Annotated in this window: 8 protein-coding genes; 1 reads left to right on the forward strand and 7 read right to left on the reverse strand. The window is 61.1% G+C overall.

Going from position 1 to position 22,829, the window contains the following annotated elements:
• Positions 1-985: 985 nt before the first annotated feature.
• From J3U87_RS08995 to J3U87_RS09025, 7 genes are all read right to left on the reverse strand, one after another.
• Complete coding sequence (locus tag J3U87_RS08995; RefSeq protein ID WP_237382707.1) at positions 986-4,018, reverse strand: lamin tail domain-containing protein; 3,033 nt, start codon at positions 4,016-4,018, stop codon at positions 986-988.
• A gap of 921 nt (positions 4,019-4,939) precedes the next feature.
• Positions 4,940-7,165: a hypothetical protein gene (locus J3U87_RS09000; protein ID WP_237382708.1), complete on the reverse strand. Its 2,226-nt coding sequence runs from the start codon at positions 7,163-7,165 to the stop codon at positions 4,940-4,942.
• A gap of 348 nt (positions 7,166-7,513) precedes the next feature.
• A complete protein-coding gene (locus J3U87_RS09005) occupies positions 7,514-17,224 on the reverse strand; it encodes a Calx-beta domain-containing protein (RefSeq protein ID WP_237382709.1) in 9,711 nt (3,236 codons plus the stop codon).
• Positions 17,225-17,885: 661 nt separating this feature from the next.
• The gene (locus J3U87_RS09010; RefSeq protein WP_237382710.1) at positions 17,886-19,031 is read right to left on the reverse strand and encodes a hypothetical protein; all 1,146 of its coding nucleotides are present in this window, start codon (positions 19,029-19,031) and stop codon (positions 17,886-17,888) included.
• Complete coding sequence (locus J3U87_RS09015) at positions 19,028-19,324, reverse strand: LapA family protein (protein WP_237382711.1); 297 nt, start codon at positions 19,322-19,324, stop codon at positions 19,028-19,030. Before J3U87_RS09015 ends, J3U87_RS09010 begins: the two co-directional genes overlap by 4 nt.
• 9 nt (positions 19,325-19,333) lie before the next feature.
• Entirely contained in the window at positions 19,334-19,873 is a 540-nt protein-coding gene (locus J3U87_RS09020; RefSeq protein WP_237382712.1) for a KdsC family phosphatase, read from the reverse strand.
• A gap of 114 nt (positions 19,874-19,987) precedes the next feature.
• Positions 19,988-20,923: a tyrosine recombinase gene (locus J3U87_RS09025; protein ID WP_237382713.1), complete on the reverse strand. Its 936-nt coding sequence runs from the start codon at positions 20,921-20,923 to the stop codon at positions 19,988-19,990.
• 580 nt (positions 20,924-21,503) lie between these two features.
• On the opposite strand from J3U87_RS09025, the gene J3U87_RS09030 reads away from it, so the two are divergent.
• On the forward strand, positions 21,504-22,565 hold the full coding sequence (locus tag J3U87_RS09030) for a hypothetical protein (protein WP_237382714.1): 1,062 nt from the start codon (positions 21,504-21,506) through the stop codon (positions 22,563-22,565).
• Positions 22,566-22,829: the final 264 nt, after the last annotated feature.

Consider the following 22,829-nt stretch of genomic DNA (forward strand, 5'->3'; position numbering starts at 1 on the left):
TCCTCCGGCCTTTTTCGTTCGCACTCGGCGCAGCAGGCCCACAAGCCGAAGCGCCAAGGTCGACAGTTTCCCGCATGGCCGAAAAAGACGTCGTGGCTGAAGGTGGAGCAGCCTGCGCCACCAATCGAAGCAACGTAACCTTCAATAAACCGATGACTTCATGAGCGAAGCGCTCCCTCTTCGCATTGCCGCTGCCGATCGGAGTCAATTTGCTGGCAGTGCTGGAATGCCAAAAGCGGTGTCGTGCCAGGGGGTTCACGAGGGACGGTAAGCCCGCGGGATGAGCTCGCTGAAGTGGTCCGTCACCGAAGTTCCCTGAACCCGGAACACATCTCGACCTTCGTCGGCGAGAGGGTGTAAAGATGCACGCCTCGCTCTTGAGGCACTGCCAATGCTTGCTTTATAAGGCTTCGATCGGTTGAGCAAGCTGCCTGCGCGGCCCGGCTCAACCTACAGGCTGGGCGTATCTCTCGGCTTTCGGGCACTTCGGCCCGCCGTTCGCTGAAGTGGTCTGTCGCCGAAGTTCCCTGGAAACCCGGAACACATCTCGACCTTCGTCGGCGAGAGGGTGTTAAGATGTACACCTCGCTCTTAAGGCACTACCAATGCTTGCTTCATAAGGCTTCGATCGGTTGAGCAAGCTGCCTGCGCGGCCCGGCTCAACCTACAGGCCTTACGCCCCTCCCGCGATGCGGGGACTTTGGACTTTGCGGCTTTTGATTGGCGTCGCGAGGGAAAGGATCGGCTTCGCTCTTTGGCGCAATTGATTGCTGTTGCTTGGATTGCTTCGAAGCGTCGGCCCGGCGGGCCAACCTACAGGCTGGACAGATCTCTCGGCTTTCGGGCACTTCGGCCCGCCGTTCTTCGCTGAATTCGGATATGCCGACGTCGACACTTCGCTCTCTAATAGGCTGATTCTTTGTGAATTACGTGCCCCGAAGTTTCGACCCAGCCGGTTTGCTGCGCCTGTTTCGGTATGCAGGAACTACATGTTGCCGTTGGCCGGTGGCTGGTTGGGATTCGGCTCGGGTTGCACCCGCCATCCCGCCGACGCCGAAATCCGCTCGATCGAGGCGCCCGTCGGTGCCTCCCGCACATGGGGTTCGACCACCTCGCCGCGTGCATCGCGGAGCTGCGAGCTGTTGCGCTCACCGTAGATCACGGCATCGATCGGCAGCGTGTCGATTCGCACCAGCGGCGCACGAACGTTGAACAGCGCGACCCCCTCGGCATCGGCCCCGCCGTTGCCGAGATTCAACCGCTCCGCCGGCTTGAAGTCCAAGCGCGGGTTGGCGTTGCGATCGTTGGATTCCGGCCCGCCCACGACGAACGCCTGGCGCGGGGCGATCCGCCCCGCGAGGGGAATCAGTTTGGTGGCATAGGAGATACCCGCCAGACCCAGACAGGTGCCGGACAAATCCAGCTCCTGATCGCTGAGGTTGGTCAATTCGATCCACTCCAAACCGGAATCGCCGCCTTGGGGATTGAACAGCACCTCGCTGATCACCAAGGCTCCGGGCGGAATGCGGAACAGGCCGCCCTTGCTGTTTTTACCGGGAGACGAGCGCCGCCCCGACAATTCGGGATGGGTCTGCAGGGGCGCATGGGTACCGTCGGGCAGGCGAGCCAACGAAGTTCCCTCCTCCGCCGAATCGAACGTCACCGTCCAGATCGGTCGACCGTCGCCGTCACGCAGGATGAGCCGGTCACCCGAATCGTTGAGGCCCAAGGCGCCGGTGGACGCCTTTTGTACCAAGGCTTGCTGCGTGGTCGATGTTTCGAGGCGTGGGTCCCCTCCCCCGAACAGGACCAGCACCTGACCCGGTGCCACCAGGGTCCCCGCGGGAAACCGGTGCCGCACCCGCACGCCGTCCTCGAGCCGAAACTCACTCAAATCGAACACTTCCAAGCCGAGGTTGAGCAGCTCGACGAACTCGTCTTCGTCGGATCGCTGCACCCCGTCACCGTTGAGATCGCTGCGCGGCGCGGCCATCAGCTCGGTCAAAATCAAAGGTGGGTGGTGGATTTCGTCGCTGAACAAATCGGCGCGATCGCGCGGGGTCAATGCGTAACCCTGGGACAGGGGTGGTGTTCGATCGTACTGGGTGACGATGCCGACCACATCGAAGGGACCCAACGGGCTCGATGCGCCGGGTAATTCGCCGCGTTTGTCGATGGCGAGCGTCAGGGTCCGGGCCGCGTCGCCCTCGCCCACTCGCGCCCGCAAGCGCCGGCCGTCCGTTTCGGGAATGCGCTCCCCGGCCGGCAATCGAACGCCATTGACCCGCACCAGCCGTCCCTCCAGCGCTTCTCCGATCTGATCCACGGAAACGATCTGTGGGGCCACCGGTTTGCCGCGCCCCAAGACGTCCAAGCCTTGGTTGCCGAGATCGTCGCCGGCATCCAACGAGAGATCGCCTTCCCGCTGATTCAGTTCCCCAACGGCTTGCACCAGGTCGCCGAGACGCGCCCCCACTTGAACCGATGCGGTCACTTCGATGCCGGCGGTGGCATCCTGGAGGTAGAGACTCGAGAATCCGGACGTCAAGAGCCGGTCCGCCTCGGCGGACACGCGACCGCGCACCCGAGCGCCATAGCCGAAATACCGGGCAAACCCACGCTCATTCACCTCCCGCAACCGCGAAATTGGCGTCACTCCCGAGAAGAAACCCTGGCGTGCCGAGCTGATTCGCCGGCCCTGAAGGTCCTCGGCCTCGATCCAGTAGCGAACCAGGGCGCCGTTGCCCATGCTGGGCAGCGAGGCCGCCACCAGGTTCGGATCGCCATTGCGGGGTTTCATTTCGAGGGGCGTGATCGGGCTGCCATCGACTTCGGCGTGGAGAAAGGCCTCACGGTAGAACCGCACCCGAGCCAGGATGCGCGTGCGGCGGTTGGAGGGCGGCACGTACAAATCGCGAAACACGTCCAAAATGGCCGGTGGGAACCGCTCCCGTCCGGTCCCACCATCTCCGACGGTCGTTCCGTCACAGGGACGCACCACGGGTTCGATCAACGGTGCCGACACCCGGTACCAGGCCCCATCCGAAATCACCTGAATCGAGCCGCCTCGGCCGCGCGGGGCCAAGCCGTCATCGGGATCGGCGATGCCGTCGGCCAGACGATAGTCGGCGCGGGGATCGGTCAGTTTCGAGAGATTGGTCTGAAAAAAGAGTGGCGGTTCGCCAAAGGAATTCGCAGTGGTCTTGATCCGCCGGACGATCCTCTCGTTGGGATGCCCGTGGCGGTTGTTCGCCGCGTTCTGGCAAATGGCGACCTCGGGTTTGAGCTGCGCCAGAAAGGGCTCGGTGGAACTGGTGCGGCTGCCGTGATGGTTGACCGTGTAGATGTCCACATCGCCGATCGCGGGAGCCACGCGCTGTTCCACGGGCGGCAGGCTGAACGATTCGTTGCCGAGCAGATCGCCGCCGATGAATGCGTCGAACGCGCCGAACCGAACCACCAGGGCAACGGAAGCCGCGTTCTCGAATTGCGAAGCTTCGGAGAGGTCGACGCGGTTCCCGTCGATCAGCATGCCGTTGACGGCGACACAGGTCACCGTGACCCCGTCGCCCAAATCGAGGATCTCGCCCGGTGCGATGGTCCTGCGCTGAAACGCCGCGGCGGCGGTCTTGTAATCGCGATAGGCGAAGGTTTTCGGAACTTTGCCGAACTCTCCGCGATCCAAAATCTGGGTATCCGGAGCGAGCGGCAGGAACCCCAGCAGTTTGTCCATGCGCCCGATGTGGTCTTCGTCGTAATGGGTGGCCACGACGTAGGCGAGTTTGGTGATCAGGCCCCGTTCCATCAAGGAGGCCACATAGTGTTCGAGCACATCGTCGGTATTTTTCTCGGGACCGGCGTCGACCAGCATCGCGGTTCCGTTGGGGGCGACGACGATGGTGGCGGAGCCCTGCTCGATGTCCGGATAGAAAAGACGCAGATATTGACCCGTCAGGGGTAGACCCAGGCCACAGAAGAGACAGAAGCAGCTAACCAAACGAGGCAGACGCGACCACATGATTGACCTCCACGGGTGGTTCCGTTTCTTCATGGCGATCTTGGTTGTCCAGGGATATCTATATACACTTTAGCGCGACCCCATACTTTTTCCCACAAACAATAATTTATCGACCAAGAAATCACAGAGCGCGAACATGGCGCGGTGCGTTCGGGGATGGCTGGTTGTGCAACCCAGCATGGTGTCCTATGGAAAGAATTTTTTTCACCACGGAGGACGCGGAGGCCCCGGAGTTCCCGCATTTGTGAGAGGGGCGTCGTCGCGGTAGGTTGGCCCGCTGGGCCGACTTTTTAACGGAATTTCCAACCAATACACCAAATCAGGATTTCTACCCTATCTTCAAACTTTACACAGTTTGTTACATAAGAGCCGCACACCGGCGGGCAAACCCAGCTCGATCTCGAGAGAGAAACAACGCGATGCGAGCCGACTCGGAGAGCCCGCACGTGCGATAGAGGTGTAAAGCCTGTAGGTTGAGCACGGCCGGTATGGCAGCTTGCTCAACCAATCGAAGCGACTTGGTAGAAATATTTTGCGCCATCGAGAGATCGGAGGCCCGACTTATCTGCTTCGCTCTTTTACGACTCGATCTTTCGAAGCCTTGATCGCTTCGAAGTGTCGGCCGGGCCGGCCAACCTACCGCAGTGCCGAATCTCAAAGAATGCGGGAACTCTGATCATGGATCGTTTCGGCAAGTTCATCCGGCGGATGATCCTACCGGGCACGACGAATCTCTCGGCATTCCGGCCATTGGGATTCAAGTGGGTAACGAATCGAAGCGAATCGCTTGGGAGTTCCCGCCTCCGGGTACGCTGTGACCTTTGTGGTGAAAAAAAGAAGCTACGTCCGATCTCAACCAACCCCAGAAACAGGAAAAGCCGGCACGGGGCCGGCTTTTCGGTTTCGATCGCGGATCGAGGTTCAGGGTTCTTCGGACAGCCCCTCGTCCTTCTCGGTGTCGTCCGTGGGCGGGTTGAACTCGAAGACCTGCTCGGCGTAGATCCCGAAGTTGACGGCCGCCGGATCGGGCACCGCACTGAGGTGCACGTTGTCGATGTACATCAGGGGTCCACCGAAGATGCTGCCCTCGTTCTGCTGGTGATAGAAGAAGCCGACCTGAATCCGCTTGCCGTTGGCCCGGATGGGAATCCGGTTTTCATGCTTCAACCAGTTGCTCAGAGTCGCATCGCGGCAGCGGTAGAAGATGTCGATCCAACAATCGCTTACGATCACCGGCGGGTCGAGCAACAGGATGCCCTGCAGACCGTGGAAACGCCAGGTGGTGGAGCCCTCTTCGCGCCAAACCATGCCGAAACGGCTGCGTGGCTCGGCCTGATGGGGATTGATGAAGCGCATGTCGAAATTCAGGTAGTAATCACCGCCCGGGGGCACCTCGAAGAAGGGCGAGAGGAAAGCCACCGAATCGGTTCGGGCATCGCGGTAGGGGTCGCGTGTGCCCTTGAACAGGGGCTCGTAACCCAGGTAACTGAAGCCCGTTTTGGCGGGCAACACCAGTTCGGTGAAGAACAGGCCGTTGGTTCGTACGGCTTCCTGCACGTGGAAACCGACCTGACCGGCCTTGTTGTTGTAGAGGGTGCCGAAGGCATCCAGCTCGGAGCGACGTACGTAACTCACGGGCACGGTGCCATCCTGATTCGGGTCCCCCATGACCAGGTCGTCGAACCAGTATTCCGTCCATTCCTGGGACCTCATCAGGTCGATGTCGAAAAATTCGAAATCGGCGAAGAAGATCTCGCCGGTCTGATCGACGAAGGAGTGGCCGAACATCAGGGCGATCTGGCCACCGGTCCGGTTGCGCACCAGGCCGTAGCTGCCGACGTTGAGCGTGTGCGCGCCCACGCGAACCCAGGCCACGTCCTTGGCCCGCTCGCCGAACAGTTCGTCGGTGGTGAAGACCATGTTTTCATGTGCGTCCAGGTAGAGATCGTAACGCTTGGCGACTTTGCGGCCGGCGTTGTCGAAGCCGATGACGTAAATGGGATCGCGCTTGTCGGTGTAGTTCACGATGCCGATTTCGGTTTCCACGGTGTCGTTGGACGGCGTGTGGGGCAGCATCGAGACGGTGGAGGGGACGCCCATGGCGCTGGATGCCGCCAGGTGTTGACCGTCGTCGCTACCGGTGATCTGGTACCCGACCAGACCGCCCTCGAACGGCGTGACCACCATCCAACGGGGATTGACAGGCAGTTCTTCCAGGTGGGTGGGTCCGGTCAAGGTGATCTCGCGCTTTTCGTAGGGTTCCAAGGTTTCGTTGAACACGACCGAGGTGGCCTCGAAATAGATTTCGGTGCGCGGTTCGAACAGGGTCTGGATCTCGATATCCAGGGGCACGGGGTAGGTGTTGACCAGGACCACCTTGGTGAAGTAATCGTCGCGCAGCGGGTGGGCCGCCGCGAATACCATGGAGCGATTGCTGGTGCGGGGCAGTTCCATGGAAGCGAAGTGGCTGCCCGTTTCGGCGCACACTTCGAGATGCTGCGCACCGGTCAGAGCCACATCGTTGGTGGTGGTGAGCTTGTCCCAGAACAGGGTGGTGTCGTCCTTGGCCTGGGCGCTGTAATCGTAACTGCCGCTCGTGAAAGAGCCGCCCAAACCGGGCACCACGAAGGGTTCGGCCTCGAGCTTGGGAACCTGATCGAACTTCCAGCGCTGCTTGACCGGCTGGGAAAGGACCTCGCCGGCATTGCCGGATACGTTGGCAAGCACGATATCCTGCTTGCAGTGTTCTTTTGCGGACTCGATCTGCGAGACGTACATCTGCTCGCCGGAAAGGTGCGTCATGGGCATGAGGCTCATGTGGCCGTTCTGCTGGGCGTAGTGGACGAATCCGGCCAAGAAAACCGGGGAATCGACCTTGGCCCAGGCCACCGAAGCACCGAACAACTCATCGGCCTTGGCTTCGTAGCGCCCAAAGCCCGGCAAAGTCACCGCCTGCTCTCCCAAAACGGTGCCGTCGGCACCATAACCCGTGACCGTCACCGTGATTTCGTCCCTAATCGGGTTGGCAAAACCTAGCGTGGTGGTGACGCCGGCATCGGTGCGAATATCGGGGGCATATTGCGTGACTTGGGCGTGACTCCAGCAGCAAACAAACGCCAATAGGGCGATGAATACCAATCTAGCCATTAAAAGCTCCTTAGAGAAACGGTTGCGCCGGTGAGAAGAGCAGTTTCAGGTGGAAATCACCGGCTGAGGCAAACTTCATCGTTCGTCGACGAACATCAAAACAGCCGCTCGGGGTCCTATCCCGGGGACCGGGTGAATAGCTACCGTATAGGACGTTTCGGAATATTCCCCTAGGGGTTTAGATGAAAAGTCAAAAAAAGGCACTCCTGGCCCATCATACCCAACGACAGGTAAGGCCGCAGCAACTTTATTGGATAAAGGGGGTTTGGTCACATTATGGCGGTCCCGAACCGGATCCGGCGGGGACGCGGGTCCACGAGAACCCCGCCCCCTTTCGGCCGCCGGGCCCTATTGGGCCTTCAGTGCGGACATTTGCTCGCCGTTTTTGCCGATGATCAACTGGAACCCGGCCAAGGGCAAATCGGAACGACACTCCACCCAACCGGGCAGTTGGGTTTCGTCGCGTCCCGATGCCGGCAGCAGGTCCGAGAAGAGTTCGACCGTTTTCTGGTTGGCGTTCAGCGTGCGCTGGGCGGTCTGGATCGCCTCGCCCAGATCGTTGTAGAGCGTGAAGGCCAAGGTCACGGCCGTGTTGTTGACGTTGACCACCGAAATCCCCTGGAACGAGGTGTTGGACGCGTCGTAGTAGGGGAAGCAGATCTGGTCGCGCAGATCGGTGGTCGCCTCGAGGCCGGCCAATTGTTTCTGGTTGTGGGTACCGAACAGCTCGAAGCCGACGATGTCCGAATCCGCCACGACCTTCAGCCAACCGATGTTGGCCGGCGAGCCGATTTCGGCGAGCATGTTTTCGGCCAGGTCCACGATCTTCTCGCCCGGCGCCAGCGTCAGCGAGAACTCGCCGACGAGGTTGCCCTGCTCGCCGTAGCCGGTGATGATGACGCCCTGCTGGGTCGTGCCCACGTTCACCAGGGCCAATCCCGTCCAGAACTGCTGCACGTCGCTGGCGATATGGGTGAAATACAGGGTGTTCGGCACGAAGGTGAAGTTCGGATTGCTACCGCCCGTATCGACCAGTTCCAAACCGGCGGAGATGCGCGAGCCGTCGATCGTGCCGAAGACCTCGCTGCCGGTCAGGAAGTTGGAAGCGCTGTTCTCGTTGAGCTGGGCCCAGATCTTGCCGGCGGGCAGATCGCCGCCGAACCGATCCAGGAAGTCGAATGCGTCCTTGCCGAACGGCTGATTCACATTCAGCTCGACCACCGTCTGGGCGGCCTCGGAGGCGGTACGCACCTCGGCGGAACTGTTGGAATCGGTGGCGTTCACCACCGCGGCTCGGGTGAACCACTGATCCACGCGCTCGGCGATATGGGGAATGAACAGCTCGGAACTGAGCTTGGTACCGCCGGTGATCAGGTAGGATTCCTTTTCGTCGCGGCTGTCGGTGCGCGTGTACCCGACGACGTCGCCGGTGGCGTCCACTTGGACCCAGGCGATTTCGCCCGACTCGTCCTCGAACATCTGCGCAACGGTTTGGTGAGTCCGTCCGTTGCCCTCCAGTTCGAAGGCGACCCGCTTCACGATGTTGCCGCCGGCGTCGTAGCCGGTGGCCTCGAGGCTTTGGGACGAACCGGTGGTATTGACGATGCCCAGCTCGGTCGTGAAGCTCTCGCTCTCGCGCACGTCGGCGAAATAGAGCCCCGGACTGAGAACCGCTACCGAGAACCCGTAACCCAGGCCGGCCTTGCTCGAACCGTCCTTGGCCTCCTCCTCGTCCTCGATGGCCGTGATGCACAGGAAGTAATCACCGGCGCGCAGGCCCACGAGCTGCAGGTTGCCCGAAAGTTCGATCTCGCGCTGGCGCAGCAGGTTCTGGCTGGCGTCGAAAAGTTGAACCAGGGCCCGACCGTCCATGTCGAGCTTGATATCGAGTCGCTGCCCGTCCTGGTCGATGGTGATCTTGAAGACATCGGTGCTGGATTCGTCGTCCAGACTCATGTCGTCGAAGTTACCCGCGCCGATCGAAGGCGCCTGGCCGAAGGTCTCGTTGGGCTCGAACATTTCGTCCGAAACCTGGCGGACCGTGATCGTGCGCGTCGCCATTTCCGAGGTCAAGCCGTTGGGGGTCGTGGCGTACAGCGTCGCCGTGAAGACGCCTTCCTCGCGATAGATCACCTGGCCCGGCGTGTCTTGCAGACTGGTTCGCCCGTCGCCGAAATCCCAGAAGAAGTTCAGCTCCTCGGGGCGCCAGCCATTGGACTTCACCACTTTGGATTGGAAGAAGACCACGCCGGCCTGGCTGGCCCGTTTCGCCGATCCGAAGGGTTCGATCTGGAGATCGGTGGGGAAGTTGAAGTCGACCACCGGCGGCTCGTTGGAAACGACGTAGACCACGACCGAATCCTGCAGCAGAATGTCCTCTTCCACGTCGCGCGCGGCGAAGACGACCTGGTAACGACCCGGCTCGGTGAACACGGCCGATGCGGTTTGTCCCTCGGCCGTACCGCCGTTGCCGAACCGCCAGAAGAAGCGCAGGTCCTTTTTGCGCTTGTCGGGGTTGATCACTTCGGCCGCGAACTGGACCGCTTCTCCCGCGGTCACCCGAATGCCGCTGTCCGGCTCGGTGATCACCACCCCGATCGGGGTCAGGCCAGGCTCGGAAACCCGGACGTTGACGAAGTCACTGGCTCTGGCGCCGGCGTCGTTGGTGGCGGTCACGGCGACCGTGAACAAACCGACCTCGTCGAAGGTGTAGGAGAAGCTCTCGCCGTCGCCCAAACCGAGCTCGGGATTGGAAATCAGGAACCAGGTGGAAGTCACCGGGGTTTCCGATTCGATGCGCGCCTGGAACGAGACGGTATCGCCCACGCCGATGTCGACCAGCTCTTCGGTGGGAGCCACGATTTCGACTTCGGGTGGAATCGCCTGGCGAACGATCACGCGAATCCTCGCCGGCGTGGGATCGGTGTTGCCATCATCGTCGGTGGCGGTGCAGGAGATCTCGTAGACACCGGCGCTGGGGAACTGCGCCTGAATGGTGGGCCCACTCAAATTGACGCATCCGCCACTGGAGCGGCAGACTTCCCAGCGGAACGTCACGGGATCGCCTTGGGGATCGGTGGCCGAGGCCTGCAGGCTCAGGGTGGAACCCAGGGCCACGACGATTCCGGACTCCGGCGAGGTAATCACGGTTTCGGGTGCCGTGCCGTCACCGCCATCCCCACCGTCGTCGCCGTCATCGCCAGTGTCGTCGTTGAGAATGGTGATCGTGTGGGTGGGGATCGGCCCCAATTCGACCAGGCCGGAAAGCAGGGTCGCCACGATGGTTTCGTCCGGTTCTTCGATGCGATCGGCGGCGATGTTGACGGTCACTTCGGCGACCCGCACGCCGGCCGGAAAGATCAGGCTGCCGGATTCGAGGTTGTGATCGGTGCCGACCGTGGCGCTGCCACCGACGGAGTAGGAGGCCCGCAGCACGCGTTCGGCACCCGCACCCAAGGCGGCTTGCAGGGTAACCCGCGTGACGGCTCCGCCCGATCCTTCTTCGACCTGCTGCGCGGCGGTCGTCCAGCTCACGGTCGAGAAGTCGTTGTCGGTGATGCCGACCGTGGCACTCGGGAAATCGCCCAGAACGGCGCCAACCGGATCGCTGAGCACGATGTCGAAGCCTTCCGTCAGCTCGTCCACGCCATCGTCGATGATGTCGATCGCGATGGGCACGGCGCCGGTCTGGCCGGGCTCGAACTGGAGCACCATGTCCAGGGGCTGGAAGTCGGCGCCGGCCGTGGCCGATGCACCCACGGTTCGAATGCGCACACTGGCCGTGGTTTCCGAATCGTCGCCGCGCAGGACGTTCACCACCAATTGCCCATCGCCCTCGGAGAGGCGATAAGTCGCCGCATCCAGGGTGATGACACCCGGTTCGGCCACGTCTTCGTCGTTGTCGGTGATGGCCACGATCCCGTCGCTGAGACCCAGGAGGCCGTTTCCGGTGATGTTGCTCAGCTCCACGTTGAACGTTTCCGGACCCTCGACCAGAATGTCGTCGATGATCGCGATGGGCACGTTCTGGGTTTCGTCACCGCTGTCGAAGATCAGCGTTTCGGAGACCGCGTCGAAGTCCAGGCCACCCGTGGCGCTGTTGTTGGTGGTATCGAAATCGACGGTGACGATGCCCCACTCCACACCGGTGCGGTTGACGGGAACCTGAAGCAGGCCGTCGCCCTCGCCAACGGTCTGGGCCGCATTGTCGAGGCGGACCAGGGCCGCGCCGAGCGTGCGCGCATCGTTGGTGATGATTTCGGTGGGACTCTGGGTCGGTTGGTCCCCGAGACGGAAGGCGGTTTCGAACGTCGCCTCACCGGTGGGATCGAAGGGATGAACCAGACCGGTGCCGAAATCGATCGCATAGCCGATGCCTTCGCTGGGCACGATCACCAGATCGGTGGCGTTGGCTCCCGCGCCGAGCGAAATCGTCGAAGTGCTGCTGTCGACGATGCGCATCACCAGGATGTCATCGGTGTTTTGCGCCACGTAGAGGTTGCCGTCGAACACGTCCAGTCCGGAGGGTACACCATTGGTGGGCAGGCTTTCGGCCGTCAAGGCCTCGGTATCGATCTTGAGAATCTGGTTGCCGGACACCGCGAGGAACAGGTTCCCCGCCGGTCCGATGGCGGCCTCGGCGACGGCGGTATCGAAACTCGCGCTGTCGATCAGGGTTTTGGTAAAGGCGTCCACCACGCACACCGTGGCCGATTGATCGACCACGTAGGCTTTGGCCTCGATCGGGTCGAACAGGACGCGAATCGGCCCGGTGCCACAGCCGAAATCCGGTGTCGAGACCGAATTGTCGCCGAGGTTGACGATCTGTAACCCGGGCAGGCCGCGTTCACCGACCAGGGGTTCCGTGATGACCCAGAGTTCGCGCTGGTCGGGCGTGAGGAATACCGAAACCGGTTCGAATACCTCGGTGATGGTGTCGACGACCGTGTTGGTCACCGTATCCACGATGTGAATCACATTGTTGAAGCCGTCGGGTACGTAGAGCCGAGAGCCGTCGAGGTTGGCTGCCGGTTGATTGGTCGCGCCGACAATCGGCAGACGCGACTGGACCGTGCTGTCCGAAGCACGGAAGGCAACCAACTCGTTGGCGCCCGAACTCACCACGAAGAACTGCGGGTTCTGGATTTCCGGCGTCCCCACCGACAGATCCAAACCGTTGGTCGTGTAGTCGGGCTGGAACTCGAGTTCCGGTGCCACGGAGGTATCGATGGTGGCAAATGTTCCGTTGCGCGTGCCGTAATCCACCACCCGGAACAGATCCCCGTTCTGAGCGTTGACGCTAGCGATCAGCAAGGTGCCGTCCAGGTTCGCCGTTCCGGTAACCGAAAGGCGGCTGGAATTGGGGAGGTCGTTGCGATCCAGGTCGAGATCCACCTGGGCTCCCAGGACATTTTGAAAATCGCCGTTGATGGCGAGTAGCCGGGTATCGTTGTCGAGAATCTGGATGGTGCCTTGATTGGTCAACGAGAATCCGGTTCCCTGAATGACGACCGTACCTTCCGCCCGAAACAGGGCGCCGGGGCCGTTCAGGACGGCACCTTGAGTCACGAACAGAGACTGGCCGTTCCCATCCAGGACCATGGTGCCGGAGTTGGAGATCGTCGAGATGCCCCGGTGACTGGCGCTCGACCCGCCCGAGGGCCCAACCACCACGTTGGTTTGAAAATCCAGAGTGGCGCCGGCATTGTTTTGAAGGATCCCCACGATCGCGGCGGTCGGGGTCTGGGTCGTTCTGATAAAGCCCTGGTTGGTAATGATGCTCTCGTCGACCACGGCCAGGGAGGCAGGTTGCGCGCTCGATTGCGAGGTCAGCAGAATATCGCCGCTGTTGGTGAAGCCGGTGGCGACACCCAAACTGGCGGCCGCGAGGTTGGCATCGACGAGCACGACGTTGTTGTTGGTAAACGCCACGTCGATCAAGCCGGAACCGGAGGATACCAGGATATCTCCGTTGTTCAGGACATCGGGCCCCCCGCGATTGGGCGCAACGCCCATGTTGCCGTCGGCCACCGCTCCGGGGAACCGCAACAGCCCGTTCGCTTGGATCTGGAAGCTACCGAACAGATTGAGGGCCAGGCTGTTCAGGTCCAGCTCCTGCGTGCCGGAGGTACCGCCGAGCGTGACCGAATTGGCGTACGCCACGCTGTCGAGCTGTACGGCCAAGGTGGAAGTGCCGCCGATCACGACGTTGGTGTTGGGGCCCGGCACCGCGTTGACGTCCCAATTGGCGGGATTGTTCCAGAAATTGTCGCCCCCGCCGCCGGTCCAGGTCGCGTTGTCCGGACCCAGGTTCTTCAATTCCAACACGCTGGGTTGGTAGATCAAGGACAGCCGATGGTTGTCGACGATGATATCGGAAAAGTTGAAGGTCCCCGTTTGGGACGCATACTGGATCAGCGGAAAGACCTGGGCCGGTTGAAACGGCAATCCCGGCTGGGTGTTCACTACCAGATCACCGGCAAAACTGGCCGTACCCGTGATTTGGATACTGTCGAATTCGATCGTGTCACCTTTGCCCTTGATGGGCATTTCCGACAGTTGGAAGACGGACTGACCGGCGGCGGTCTGGGTGAAATTGCCGTCCACGTTGAGCACCGCGAAACCGGTGCCCGGCTCCACGTTCCCCGCGTTCTGCAGATCGCCCATGACGCGACCCGGTCCCAGCAACTGGCCGCCCTGCAGGTCGAAGGTCCCGTCGCCAGGTGCCGGTCCGAGCTGGATCTCACCGGTACCGAGGTTGGTGGTACCGGCAGTTTGCGTGAAACTGCCGGTGAAGCGCAATGGGCCGGAAATGGGATCGATGGTCCCGGTATGGACGGTGTCCGCCGCGACGATCTTGACCCCCGCACCACCGGTTTGCAGTGTTCCGTTCAAAAGGAACTGGGTGCCGGCACTTCCGTCGGAGTTGATGGCCGCGCCGTCTTGCAGCAAAAAGGTGTTTCCGGCAGTGACTTCGAACGTCGAGCCGGTGTTGATGGCAAATTGCCCGTCGGAACCACCATTGGCGACCCGCAGATCGCGGCCGCCCTCCAAGGCCTTGGGGTTGGGGGTCGAAATGTTGGTGGTACCGGTGACCGTCGTCGTGGTGTTTCCGGTCATGTTGCCGGCATTCCAGGAAAGGTCCACGACGTCGACAGCGCCGGTGCCGGTCAGATCCCCACCGTCGATGGTCAAATTCGCGAACGCGTTGGTGCCGTTGATCGCGAGCGTCCCACCGACCACGAACGTCGGCCCTCCGGGCGAGAAGTTGCCGTTCGAAGTGACGGTCGCCGTACCGGCGACCCGAACGGTGCCGGTCCCCTGGAGGTTGCCTCCATGGGTGAAGTTGCCGTTCTGGAATTCGAGTTCGGCGGTCGAACCCACGTCGAAGATGCCGTTGTTGCTGCCGCCCCCGCGCAGAGACAGGATACCGGTGACCACGTTGGCGTTGCCGAGGTTACTGAAGACCGTATCGAAAAAGGCGGTGCCGGCCGCGTTGACGTTGAGGTTGGCGCCGGCATCGATCGCTACCTGGCCCGAACCGAGCGTTGCCAGGGGCCCGTTGACGTTCAATTGGGCACCGAGCAAAATGCGGAAGACCGAATCGCCCGCGAAATTGATCGAACCGTCGTTCCAAGCGACGGGGCCGCTGGATTCGAGCGTGAACCCACCGAGCAGGTCCTTGCCCGTGGCGGTTCCGATAATCAGGTCCTGACCCACCCGGTTGTTGACGAGCCGGCCGGTGCCGTTGAAGCCCCCGCTATGCCAGCCGAGGTTCCCGGTGTTGCTGACGGTCATGGTGCCACTGCCGGTGATCACGCCGCCGTCCAACAGGATGCCGCTATTGACGGTGGCGCCACCCGCGGCCAAATCCAGTTGCCCGGAAACCAGGTTGATGCTGCCGGTACCGTCGAAAGTCGCACCGTTCAATTGTTTGGTGTCGCTCTCGAGGCGGGTGTTCACGGTATTGGTGTTGAAATTGCCCTGCCAGGTGCCCGGACCGAACAACGCCAGATCGCTCACGCTGTTGTTGAAGGAGGAGGGGGCGGCGTTGTCCACGCCGCAGTGGATCTCGGTCGCACCGCCGCGTCTGGGTCCGCCGGGTACGACCTCCACGGTCCCCTGGTTGTCGATTCGCCCCTTACCGCCGGGGCGAATGGGATCGGCCAAGATCGTCGCGCCTTCGAGGATCGTCAGGGTTTGACCGGCAGGCACCTCGATCACGGAACCTTCTTCCACGCCCAAGGGCGCTCCGGACTCGACGGATGCGGCCGCATCCGAAAGCCGCAATATGCGACCGGCATTGAGTTCTTTGGGGTTGGCACTCGTAATACCGAGCGGACCGCCGTTGGTGACATCGGTGATGCCGGGACCGGCCATGTTGCCGCCGATCCAATTGAAGTCACCGGGAACGGTCCAGGTACCCGGACCGCCGATTTCACCGTTGAGCAGTTGGAACTGGATGCCCGCCGCGATGTCGCTGCCCGGCGCGGCCACCATCAAATTGGCGCCGTCCACGTCGAGCGTGCCTCCCGGGCCGGTGAAGGACATGTTGTTCGCGTTGACCGTTCCGGCTACCAGCCGTACCGTCGGGTTGTTGACGAACGTCACATTCGCGTCGAGGGTGGTGTCGCCTTCGATGCTGAAGATCCCCCCATCGATGGTGAACGTCGCCCCGGCTTGGTGGTTCAACACGATTCCCAGCGTGAACGCCAGAACATCGGAGGATTCACTCAGGGTCCCCATGTTGTTGAACTGGGCGGTCGGCGAGAGCGAACGAAAGGTGCCGGCGGCCTCCAAACTCCAGGTCGAGTTGTTGGTCACGGTGGCGCTGTCCTGAAGCTGGATCTCGCCAGTGGAGAAATAGAGCACCGAACCGCCGTTGATGATCTGGTGATTGTCGCGCACGGCACGCACGGGACCGTCTTTGATGCGCATCGTGGAGGTCGCGTCGAGATCCGTGGTCAAATCGCCACCGAGATCGCCGTCGTTCCACTCGAAATCGCCTTCGAAGGACGCCGTCGCCGGACCGGCGGTCGCCGTCAGAAGGCCGCCCGTTTCCAATTCGAAGGTGGAGATATCGGAAACCAGAAGTCCATTGGTTCGCACATCGAGCGTGGCGTTGGTGACGATCATCTTGCCGCTATCCACCTGGCAATTGTCGCAGGTGTGGATACCGCCCCCCAGGGTGATCGGTTCGAAATCGCCGCCCGAGCTGAAGTCACCGGTGTGGTTGCCGGGGCCGAGAATCTGGAGCGAGGCGCTGTTGCGGGTGACGATGGTGCCGTCGTTGTTGATCGGCACATCGATCTGAAGGACGTTGGTGGGCCCGGTCGCCGTCGGGCCGACGTTCATGGTACCCGCGAGTAAAATCTGGTTGGCCGTGGCGTCCTGCACCAGGTGATTCTGGGTACCCTCCACCGACCAGGTCCCGCCGGATTGAATGTCCAACGTGGCGCCGTTCAGGAAATGGACGTCGAAAGTACTCGCCTCCAACAGGGTGATCTGGCGCTGGACGCGCAGTGCGGTGTTGTTGAGGACCAGGGGCACGGTCGATTGCCAGGAATCGTTGTTGTCCATGGTGAAAATGAATTCACCGGGGCCCACCAGGTCGCCGCCGCGATAGTTGAAGAAGCCGACGATGTTCAGGGTTCCGGCCTGGACGGTGACCGCGGTCCCGTCAAGGGTTTGGATGAACCCGGTGCCGTCGATGATCCCGCCCTGCTCCAGGGTGAGCGAGGTACTGGAATTCATGAAAATGGTCTGCTCGGTCGTGCTGCCGGGAGTCCCCAAGGTGAGGCTGCGCACGGTGATGGGGGAATTGATGACGATGTTGCCCCCCACCGGAATGGTGATGACGGCATCGTCGCCGGGACCGGGCGCCACACCGCCCATCCAGTTGAAGCCGTCTTCCCAGTTGCCGCCGGGGCTCGAAATCCAATCGATGGCCAGGGCGGGCACTGCCGCAAGGGACATCCAAATCAATAGGAATACAGCCCGCATTGCGCGACGCTTGTGCCGCTTCGCACGGGAAGCGGAGGTGGAAGTACGAGCATTCATGATTCTCCTCCATAAACGACTACCAAAGAACACAGGGTGTTCGAAAAGCACCGGTTACTCGGCATGCCCATGGGTTACCGTCCTTGAAACATAAAAAGATAAGGGTGGAAGACCTCGTGACGGATGATTCCGCCTGGGGTGAAAAGCGAGGTGGTTCCGATCGCGGTTGCTGACGCAGGAGACGTAACCCGCTGATCGGGTCAATCGCCAAACGTCTTGATAAAAGGATGTTGAGAATTTACCTCGTAGGGTTCTGTAAAAATTGTCGGCATCTGTCCAAATTGTGTGCAATGTGTGCGCCGTTCCACGGATTTCCAAACCCGTCCGCATCGACACCTTCGCAACAGGTGTCGAAACCCATGCACGACAAAACATATGATTCTTTCCAGGGGGAAACACAATGCCTCCGGGATTCGGCCGATTTCCCGGTCGCTAATCGTTATCAATCAGGTTTGGCACACACTGAATGCCCTCATCATAACAGCGAATGGCCCGGAAAAGTCAAGAGGAGGCTAAAAGCGTCTCACCCCGGAAAATATTTGCTTTTTTCAAGTTATTACGAATTATCGCACCTCGTTTTCACTTGCGAGGGCGCATGGTTTTTTCCGCCAAGCGAAGGCCCACTCGCCCATCCCCTAACGAACCGCGAAGCGCGATCCTCTCAGATTTTGCGTTCGACGAACCCGCCGTCTTGAAAACAACTGGGACACTGCCACAGCAGCTTGGCGGAATGAAAGCCACAGGCACGACATTCGTAGGGGTCGGAAAAACGCACGGAGTGGCGCACGAACTCGCGATAGACGCGGAAGCGATCGAGGTCGTCGACGCGCAGGATGAGGTCCCACATCTTTTGGTGGAGCAGCAGGGTCTGGGGCGAGATCTCCAGGGCTTCGCGCAAATAGTTGCCGGCCTCTTCGAAGGCGCCGGTCTCCAACAGGAAACTGCCCAACACCGCGCGGGTACGCCAATCGTCGGGGTCTTCCTGGAGCCGGGTCTTGGCGGGCTCCACGAAAACCTGGTGATCTTCCAGGGCCATGGCGATCTTCATCGCCTCCTTGTGGTACAGCCACTCGTGGCCCTCGAAATGTTTGCGCTGCTTGTTGAGAAAGGTCAGGGCCTTGGCCGCCTTCTCGACGTGGCGCAGGTAGCGGCAATGGTTGAGGATCGCGGGCAGGCAACCGGACCACAGGGAAAGCGCCTTCCTGAAGGCGGTATCGGCCTCATCGAGGCGTTGCTCGCGCCACTCGGATTCGCCCTGTTCGTTGCGCAACATGGCCATTCGCTGTTTGACATCCACCCCGGCCCGCTTGCCGTAGGCGGCCACGAGCTTTTGGGCCTGATCCCATTCGCCCAGGCGGGCATAGGTTCGTTGGCCGTAACGGGCCAGGTGTTCCGTAGGCCCCGCCAACGCCTGGGCCTCTTCCAGGGATTGACGGGCCCGTTCCAAAAGGCCGCTTTCCAGATAATCGGCGCCCAACTCGGTGAGAATCAGGGCCCGCATCGGGTCGTCCAGGTTCGGTCGCGTATTCAGTCCCAAATGGGTGCGCAGAGCCATACGGATTTTTCCGGAACGGCGGAAGAGCACCCCCAGGGCCAAGCCGATTCCGGCGTCCTGGCCGCTGCGCCGGTAGAGTGCACGAAGGTCCTCCAGGGCCTGCTCGGTGTCACCCTCGAACAGCCGCCCCATGGTTCTGGCCAAAAGCAATTCGCGCGATTCCTGCTCCGTGCCGCGGCCCAACCAGGCCAACAGCGCGATGACACCCAGGGTCAGCAGAATCGCCGCTAGGATCACCCAAACCGTCGTCATTCTTCGCGGTCCATCACCATCAAATCACGCAGGGAAGACACCTCGTTCTCGAGGACCGACTTCTCTTTCTCGAGTTGTTTGTTGGATCGCCTGAGTCGGTGAAGATCGACCCAGGAAAGCAGTACGGTGACGCCTGCACCGTAACAAAAGAACACCAGAATCGCCATCCACAGGGACATGACGCGAGGTTCGGTGAAGGGAAAGAGCGAAACCGTGATCACCTGACCGCTGTTGTACCAACTGAGGGCGAACACAACCAACAGGACGGCGGCCATGAACAGCACCTTGACCATGGGCTCCCCCTAGGATTCGGCGGAAACGGTGCCTCGAGGTTCGAAGGCCGCGACACAACGTTCCCACAGGTTCTGGCTTTTGAGAATCATTTCCACGACGTGGCGAACGACGCCGCGGCCACCTTCGACCGGAATCACGTAATCGGCGGCAGCACGCACCTCGTCGACGGCGTTGGCCGGACAAAACCCGATACCGGCGAGGCGAATCGGCGCCAAATCCGGCAGGTCGTCTCCGATATAGGCCACCTGGTCGGCTTCCAGATTCAACTCGGAGAGAATTTCGGCAAACGCGGTTTCCTTGTCCAAGCGGCCGACCTTCACCGCGCCCAATCCGAGCTCTCTGGCCCGAAGCCGGACCGCCTTCGACTCGCGCCCCGACAACAGGGCGAACTGGAACCCCGCCTTGAGGAACAGGCTCATCCCCAGGCCATCGCGAACGTTGAATGTTTTGTTCTCGCCCGATTCGGTGACGACGATCTCGCCTCCGGTCAGCACACCGTCGACATCGGAGACAATGGCGCGAATGCGCGCCAGGTTTTCAAGACCCATGTTCGAGCTCCCCGTTGAATTCGGTCCCAGTATAGACGAACCCATAACAGGGTCAAAGGGGAATGACTTGGGGTTCGCGGGGCACGCGTCATCTCCGGGACGGGTCCCACCCTGTCACGCCCGAGGATGACAGTTGTCGTAGATCTTCATCAGGTAGTCGGCGTTGAGATGGGTGTATTTCTGGGTCGTGGACAGCGAAGCGTGTCCCAACAGCTCCTGGATGGCGCGAATGTCCGCGCCCGCCTCGAGCAAATGGGTGGCGAAGGTATGCCGCAGGGTGTGCGGGCTGACGTGGTAGGAGATCCCCAGGGCCTCGACCGCCTGTTGGACGACGGTCCGGATACTGCGCACACCAAGGCGATCGGCCCTGGTATTGAGCAACAGCGCGGCCGAAACGCGGTCCTTCTCGTCGAGATACCGCCGACGCACCCCCAGGTAGTGGCGCAGGCCGTCCAGCGAACTTCGCCCCACCGGAACGACTCGTTCCTTGCGCCCCTTGCCCTTGACGACGACGGTCCCGGCTTCCAAATCGAAATCCTCGACGTTCAGGGCAGAGCACTCGGAGATGCGCATTCCGGTGGCGTAGAACAGGCGCAACAGGACCCAATTGCGGCATTCGAAATAATCTTGCGATTTGGTGATCGGGTTCACCAATCGCAACACGTCGTCCACGGTCATAAAACTGGGCAATCTCTTTTCCAACCTAGGTGCTTCCAAGGCTGCCGCGGGGTTGTTCTCCAAACCGCGACGCCGTTGAAGAAAACGAAAAAACCGCCGAATGGTCGCAATCTTGCGTGTAATGGAGGAAGCCTTCAATGCACGAAGACTTTGGACGAATTTCGACAGATCGAGTGTTTTCACTTCTTGCCAAGCTCTATCTGCCAACCGGATCGCGACAAATTCCGCCAACGACTCCAAGTCGTTGCGGTAGGCCTTCACCGTGTGGGGCGAGGCGTCGAGTTCGTGTTCCAGGTATCCCAGAAAGGCATCGATCTGTTCGCGATTCGCGCGCTCCGTCGCCGAAGGCCGCTTGGTTTCATGTCGTGTCATGCACTTCATCTCGTCGCAGGAGAGTGGGTCTACCCGTGATCAACATTCCCGAACCAACCCTATCGATCACCGATCGACCGGATCGAGCCATCGCGCTTTGGGAAACCCGATGTGGGGAAAGACACCCTCATTCTATCAGGGAAACCGGCGGCGGAGACGGCCGCGCCGAACGACCATCTCATCCCGGGCGCGCGGGGAACCTCCTCGACGCTCGAAAACAAAAAACACTTCGCATGTCGATTTCCATGTCGTCGACATCACGAACATCAACATTTTCCACGTGGGATATCACTAATTTTTTCTTTTGCCATTATGATAGGTGCTATCTACACCTCTCACATCAACACGCAATTTCGGGACGGTTCATTTTTCCGCCACCCCACAGATCACTCTTCGGCGGGAACCGGCCTACGACGAATCTATCTCTGGCCTGTGGCCACATGATAAGGGAGACATAGTTTTGAAACGTACGTTACATTCAGCCAGGAAGGATAAGCGCCTCGCATCATGGGCGATGATGCTCGGTCTCTTATGGGTGACCCCCAATCTCTTCGCTCAATCCGACATGGTGTTTCCTTGGGTGAGCAACACCGACCAGTTTGGCTCGACCTTGGTCGTCAACAACCTGAACGACGAAGTCGTCACGATTCAGTTGAACGCCACGCGCACCACCGGCGAGACGGCCCAGACCACCCGTGACATCCAGCCCTTTTCTCAGTTGGTGGAAGGCGCAGACAGTCTCTTTCCCACGCTCAGCGGACCTCCGGGTTATACGGTTCGCATGACCAGCACCGCCGGCAACCTCACCGGTGCGATCGTGGTGACCGGGTTCGAAAGTCCCTCTCAGAGCTCGCCTTCCCAGGCGAACGTGGTGCCGGTCTCCGACGCCGCCCAAATCTTGATGTTCAGTTACCTGTTCAACACCCCGACTCCTGGCTTCGCCGCTCCGGTCATCATCAACATGGGAACCACGGAAGCGGTCGTCACGCTGCACGCCTACAAGGACGGCCAGCGTGTCGCCAGCGTCCAGCAGACGGTGCCCGCCGGCACGCCTTTCACGAACATCGCCTCCGGTATCTTCGGAGATCAGGTCGAAGGTGATTTCTACATGGTCGCCGAAAGCGACCAGCCTCTCTTGGGCGTGGTCTTCATCTTCAACGCCGATCGCGAGCCCTCGATGTCCAACGCGGTGGCCCTGAGCGCGGTTCCGGAGCCCGGAAACGGTGATGGCAGCGACGGTGGTGACGGCGGCGACGGCGGTGACGGTGGCGATGGGAGTGACGGCGGCGATGGCGGCGATGGGAGTGACGGCGGCGACGGCGGCCCCACGATCAGTTTCGCCAACGACGTGCAGCCGATCTTTTCGGGACGCTGCAGCTCCTGCCACACGCTCAGCCCCTTCAGCGCCGGCTTGAACCTTTCCGCCGGTAACGCCTACCGCAACATCGTCAATGTCCGGTCTTCACAGGCTACCAACTACATCACGCCCAACGATCCGGACGCCAGCTACCTCTACCTGAAACTTCAGTCCGACTCCAGCCGCTACGTCGGCTCGCGCATGCCGCAGGGTCGCCCGGCCCTGGGTGACGCCGACATGCAGACCATCCTCACCTGGATCAACGAAGGGGCCTTGGACAACTGAGGCACCTACCGACCGGGATGGGTGGCGATTGCCGCACACCCATCTCGATCCATCGCGGCATGTCCGGCCTTCGGAGCGAGACATGCCGCGTATTTCGAGCGAGTTGCGAAGTACAAACCGCATTCCCGCAACCGGGGAACCCGCTGGGGTTCCCACATTTTTGTAGGGGTTGGTAGGGCTCCTACAAAAATGTCATTTTCGATCGGTCCCTACCCGACCCAATCGCGGCCACATCGCGGCGATCCCAACAACCGCGCAGGGTTC

Source organism: Sulfidibacter corallicola, from assembly GCF_017498545.1.
GTDB classification, from domain to species: domain Bacteria; phylum Acidobacteriota; class Holophagae; order Acanthopleuribacterales; family Acanthopleuribacteraceae; genus Sulfidibacter; species Sulfidibacter corallicola.

Bases quoted from the DNA above. Each gene is read 5' to 3' on its own strand.
- J3U87_RS08995 (WP_237382707.1), bottom strand. From the start codon at position 4,018: ATGTGGTCGCGTCTGCCTCGTTTGGTTAGCTGCTTCTGTCTCTTCTGT.
- J3U87_RS09000 (WP_237382708.1), bottom strand. From the start codon at position 7,165: ATGGCTAGATTGGTATTCATCGCCCTATTGGCGTTTGTTTGCTGCTGG.
- J3U87_RS09005 (WP_237382709.1), bottom strand. From the start codon at position 17,224: ATGAATGCTCGTACTTCCACCTCCGCTTCCCGTGCGAAGCGGCACAAG.
- J3U87_RS09010 (WP_237382710.1), bottom strand. From the start codon at position 19,031: ATGACGACGGTTTGGGTGATCCTAGCGGCGATTCTGCTGACCCTGGGT.
- J3U87_RS09015 (WP_237382711.1), bottom strand. From the start codon at position 19,324: ATGGTCAAGGTGCTGTTCATGGCCGCCGTCCTGTTGGTTGTGTTCGCC.
- J3U87_RS09020 (WP_237382712.1), bottom strand. From the start codon at position 19,873: ATGGGTCTTGAAAACCTGGCGCGCATTCGCGCCATTGTCTCCGATGTC.
- J3U87_RS09025 (WP_237382713.1), bottom strand. From the start codon at position 20,923: ATGACACGACATGAAACCAAGCGGCCTTCGGCGACGGAGCGCGCGAAT.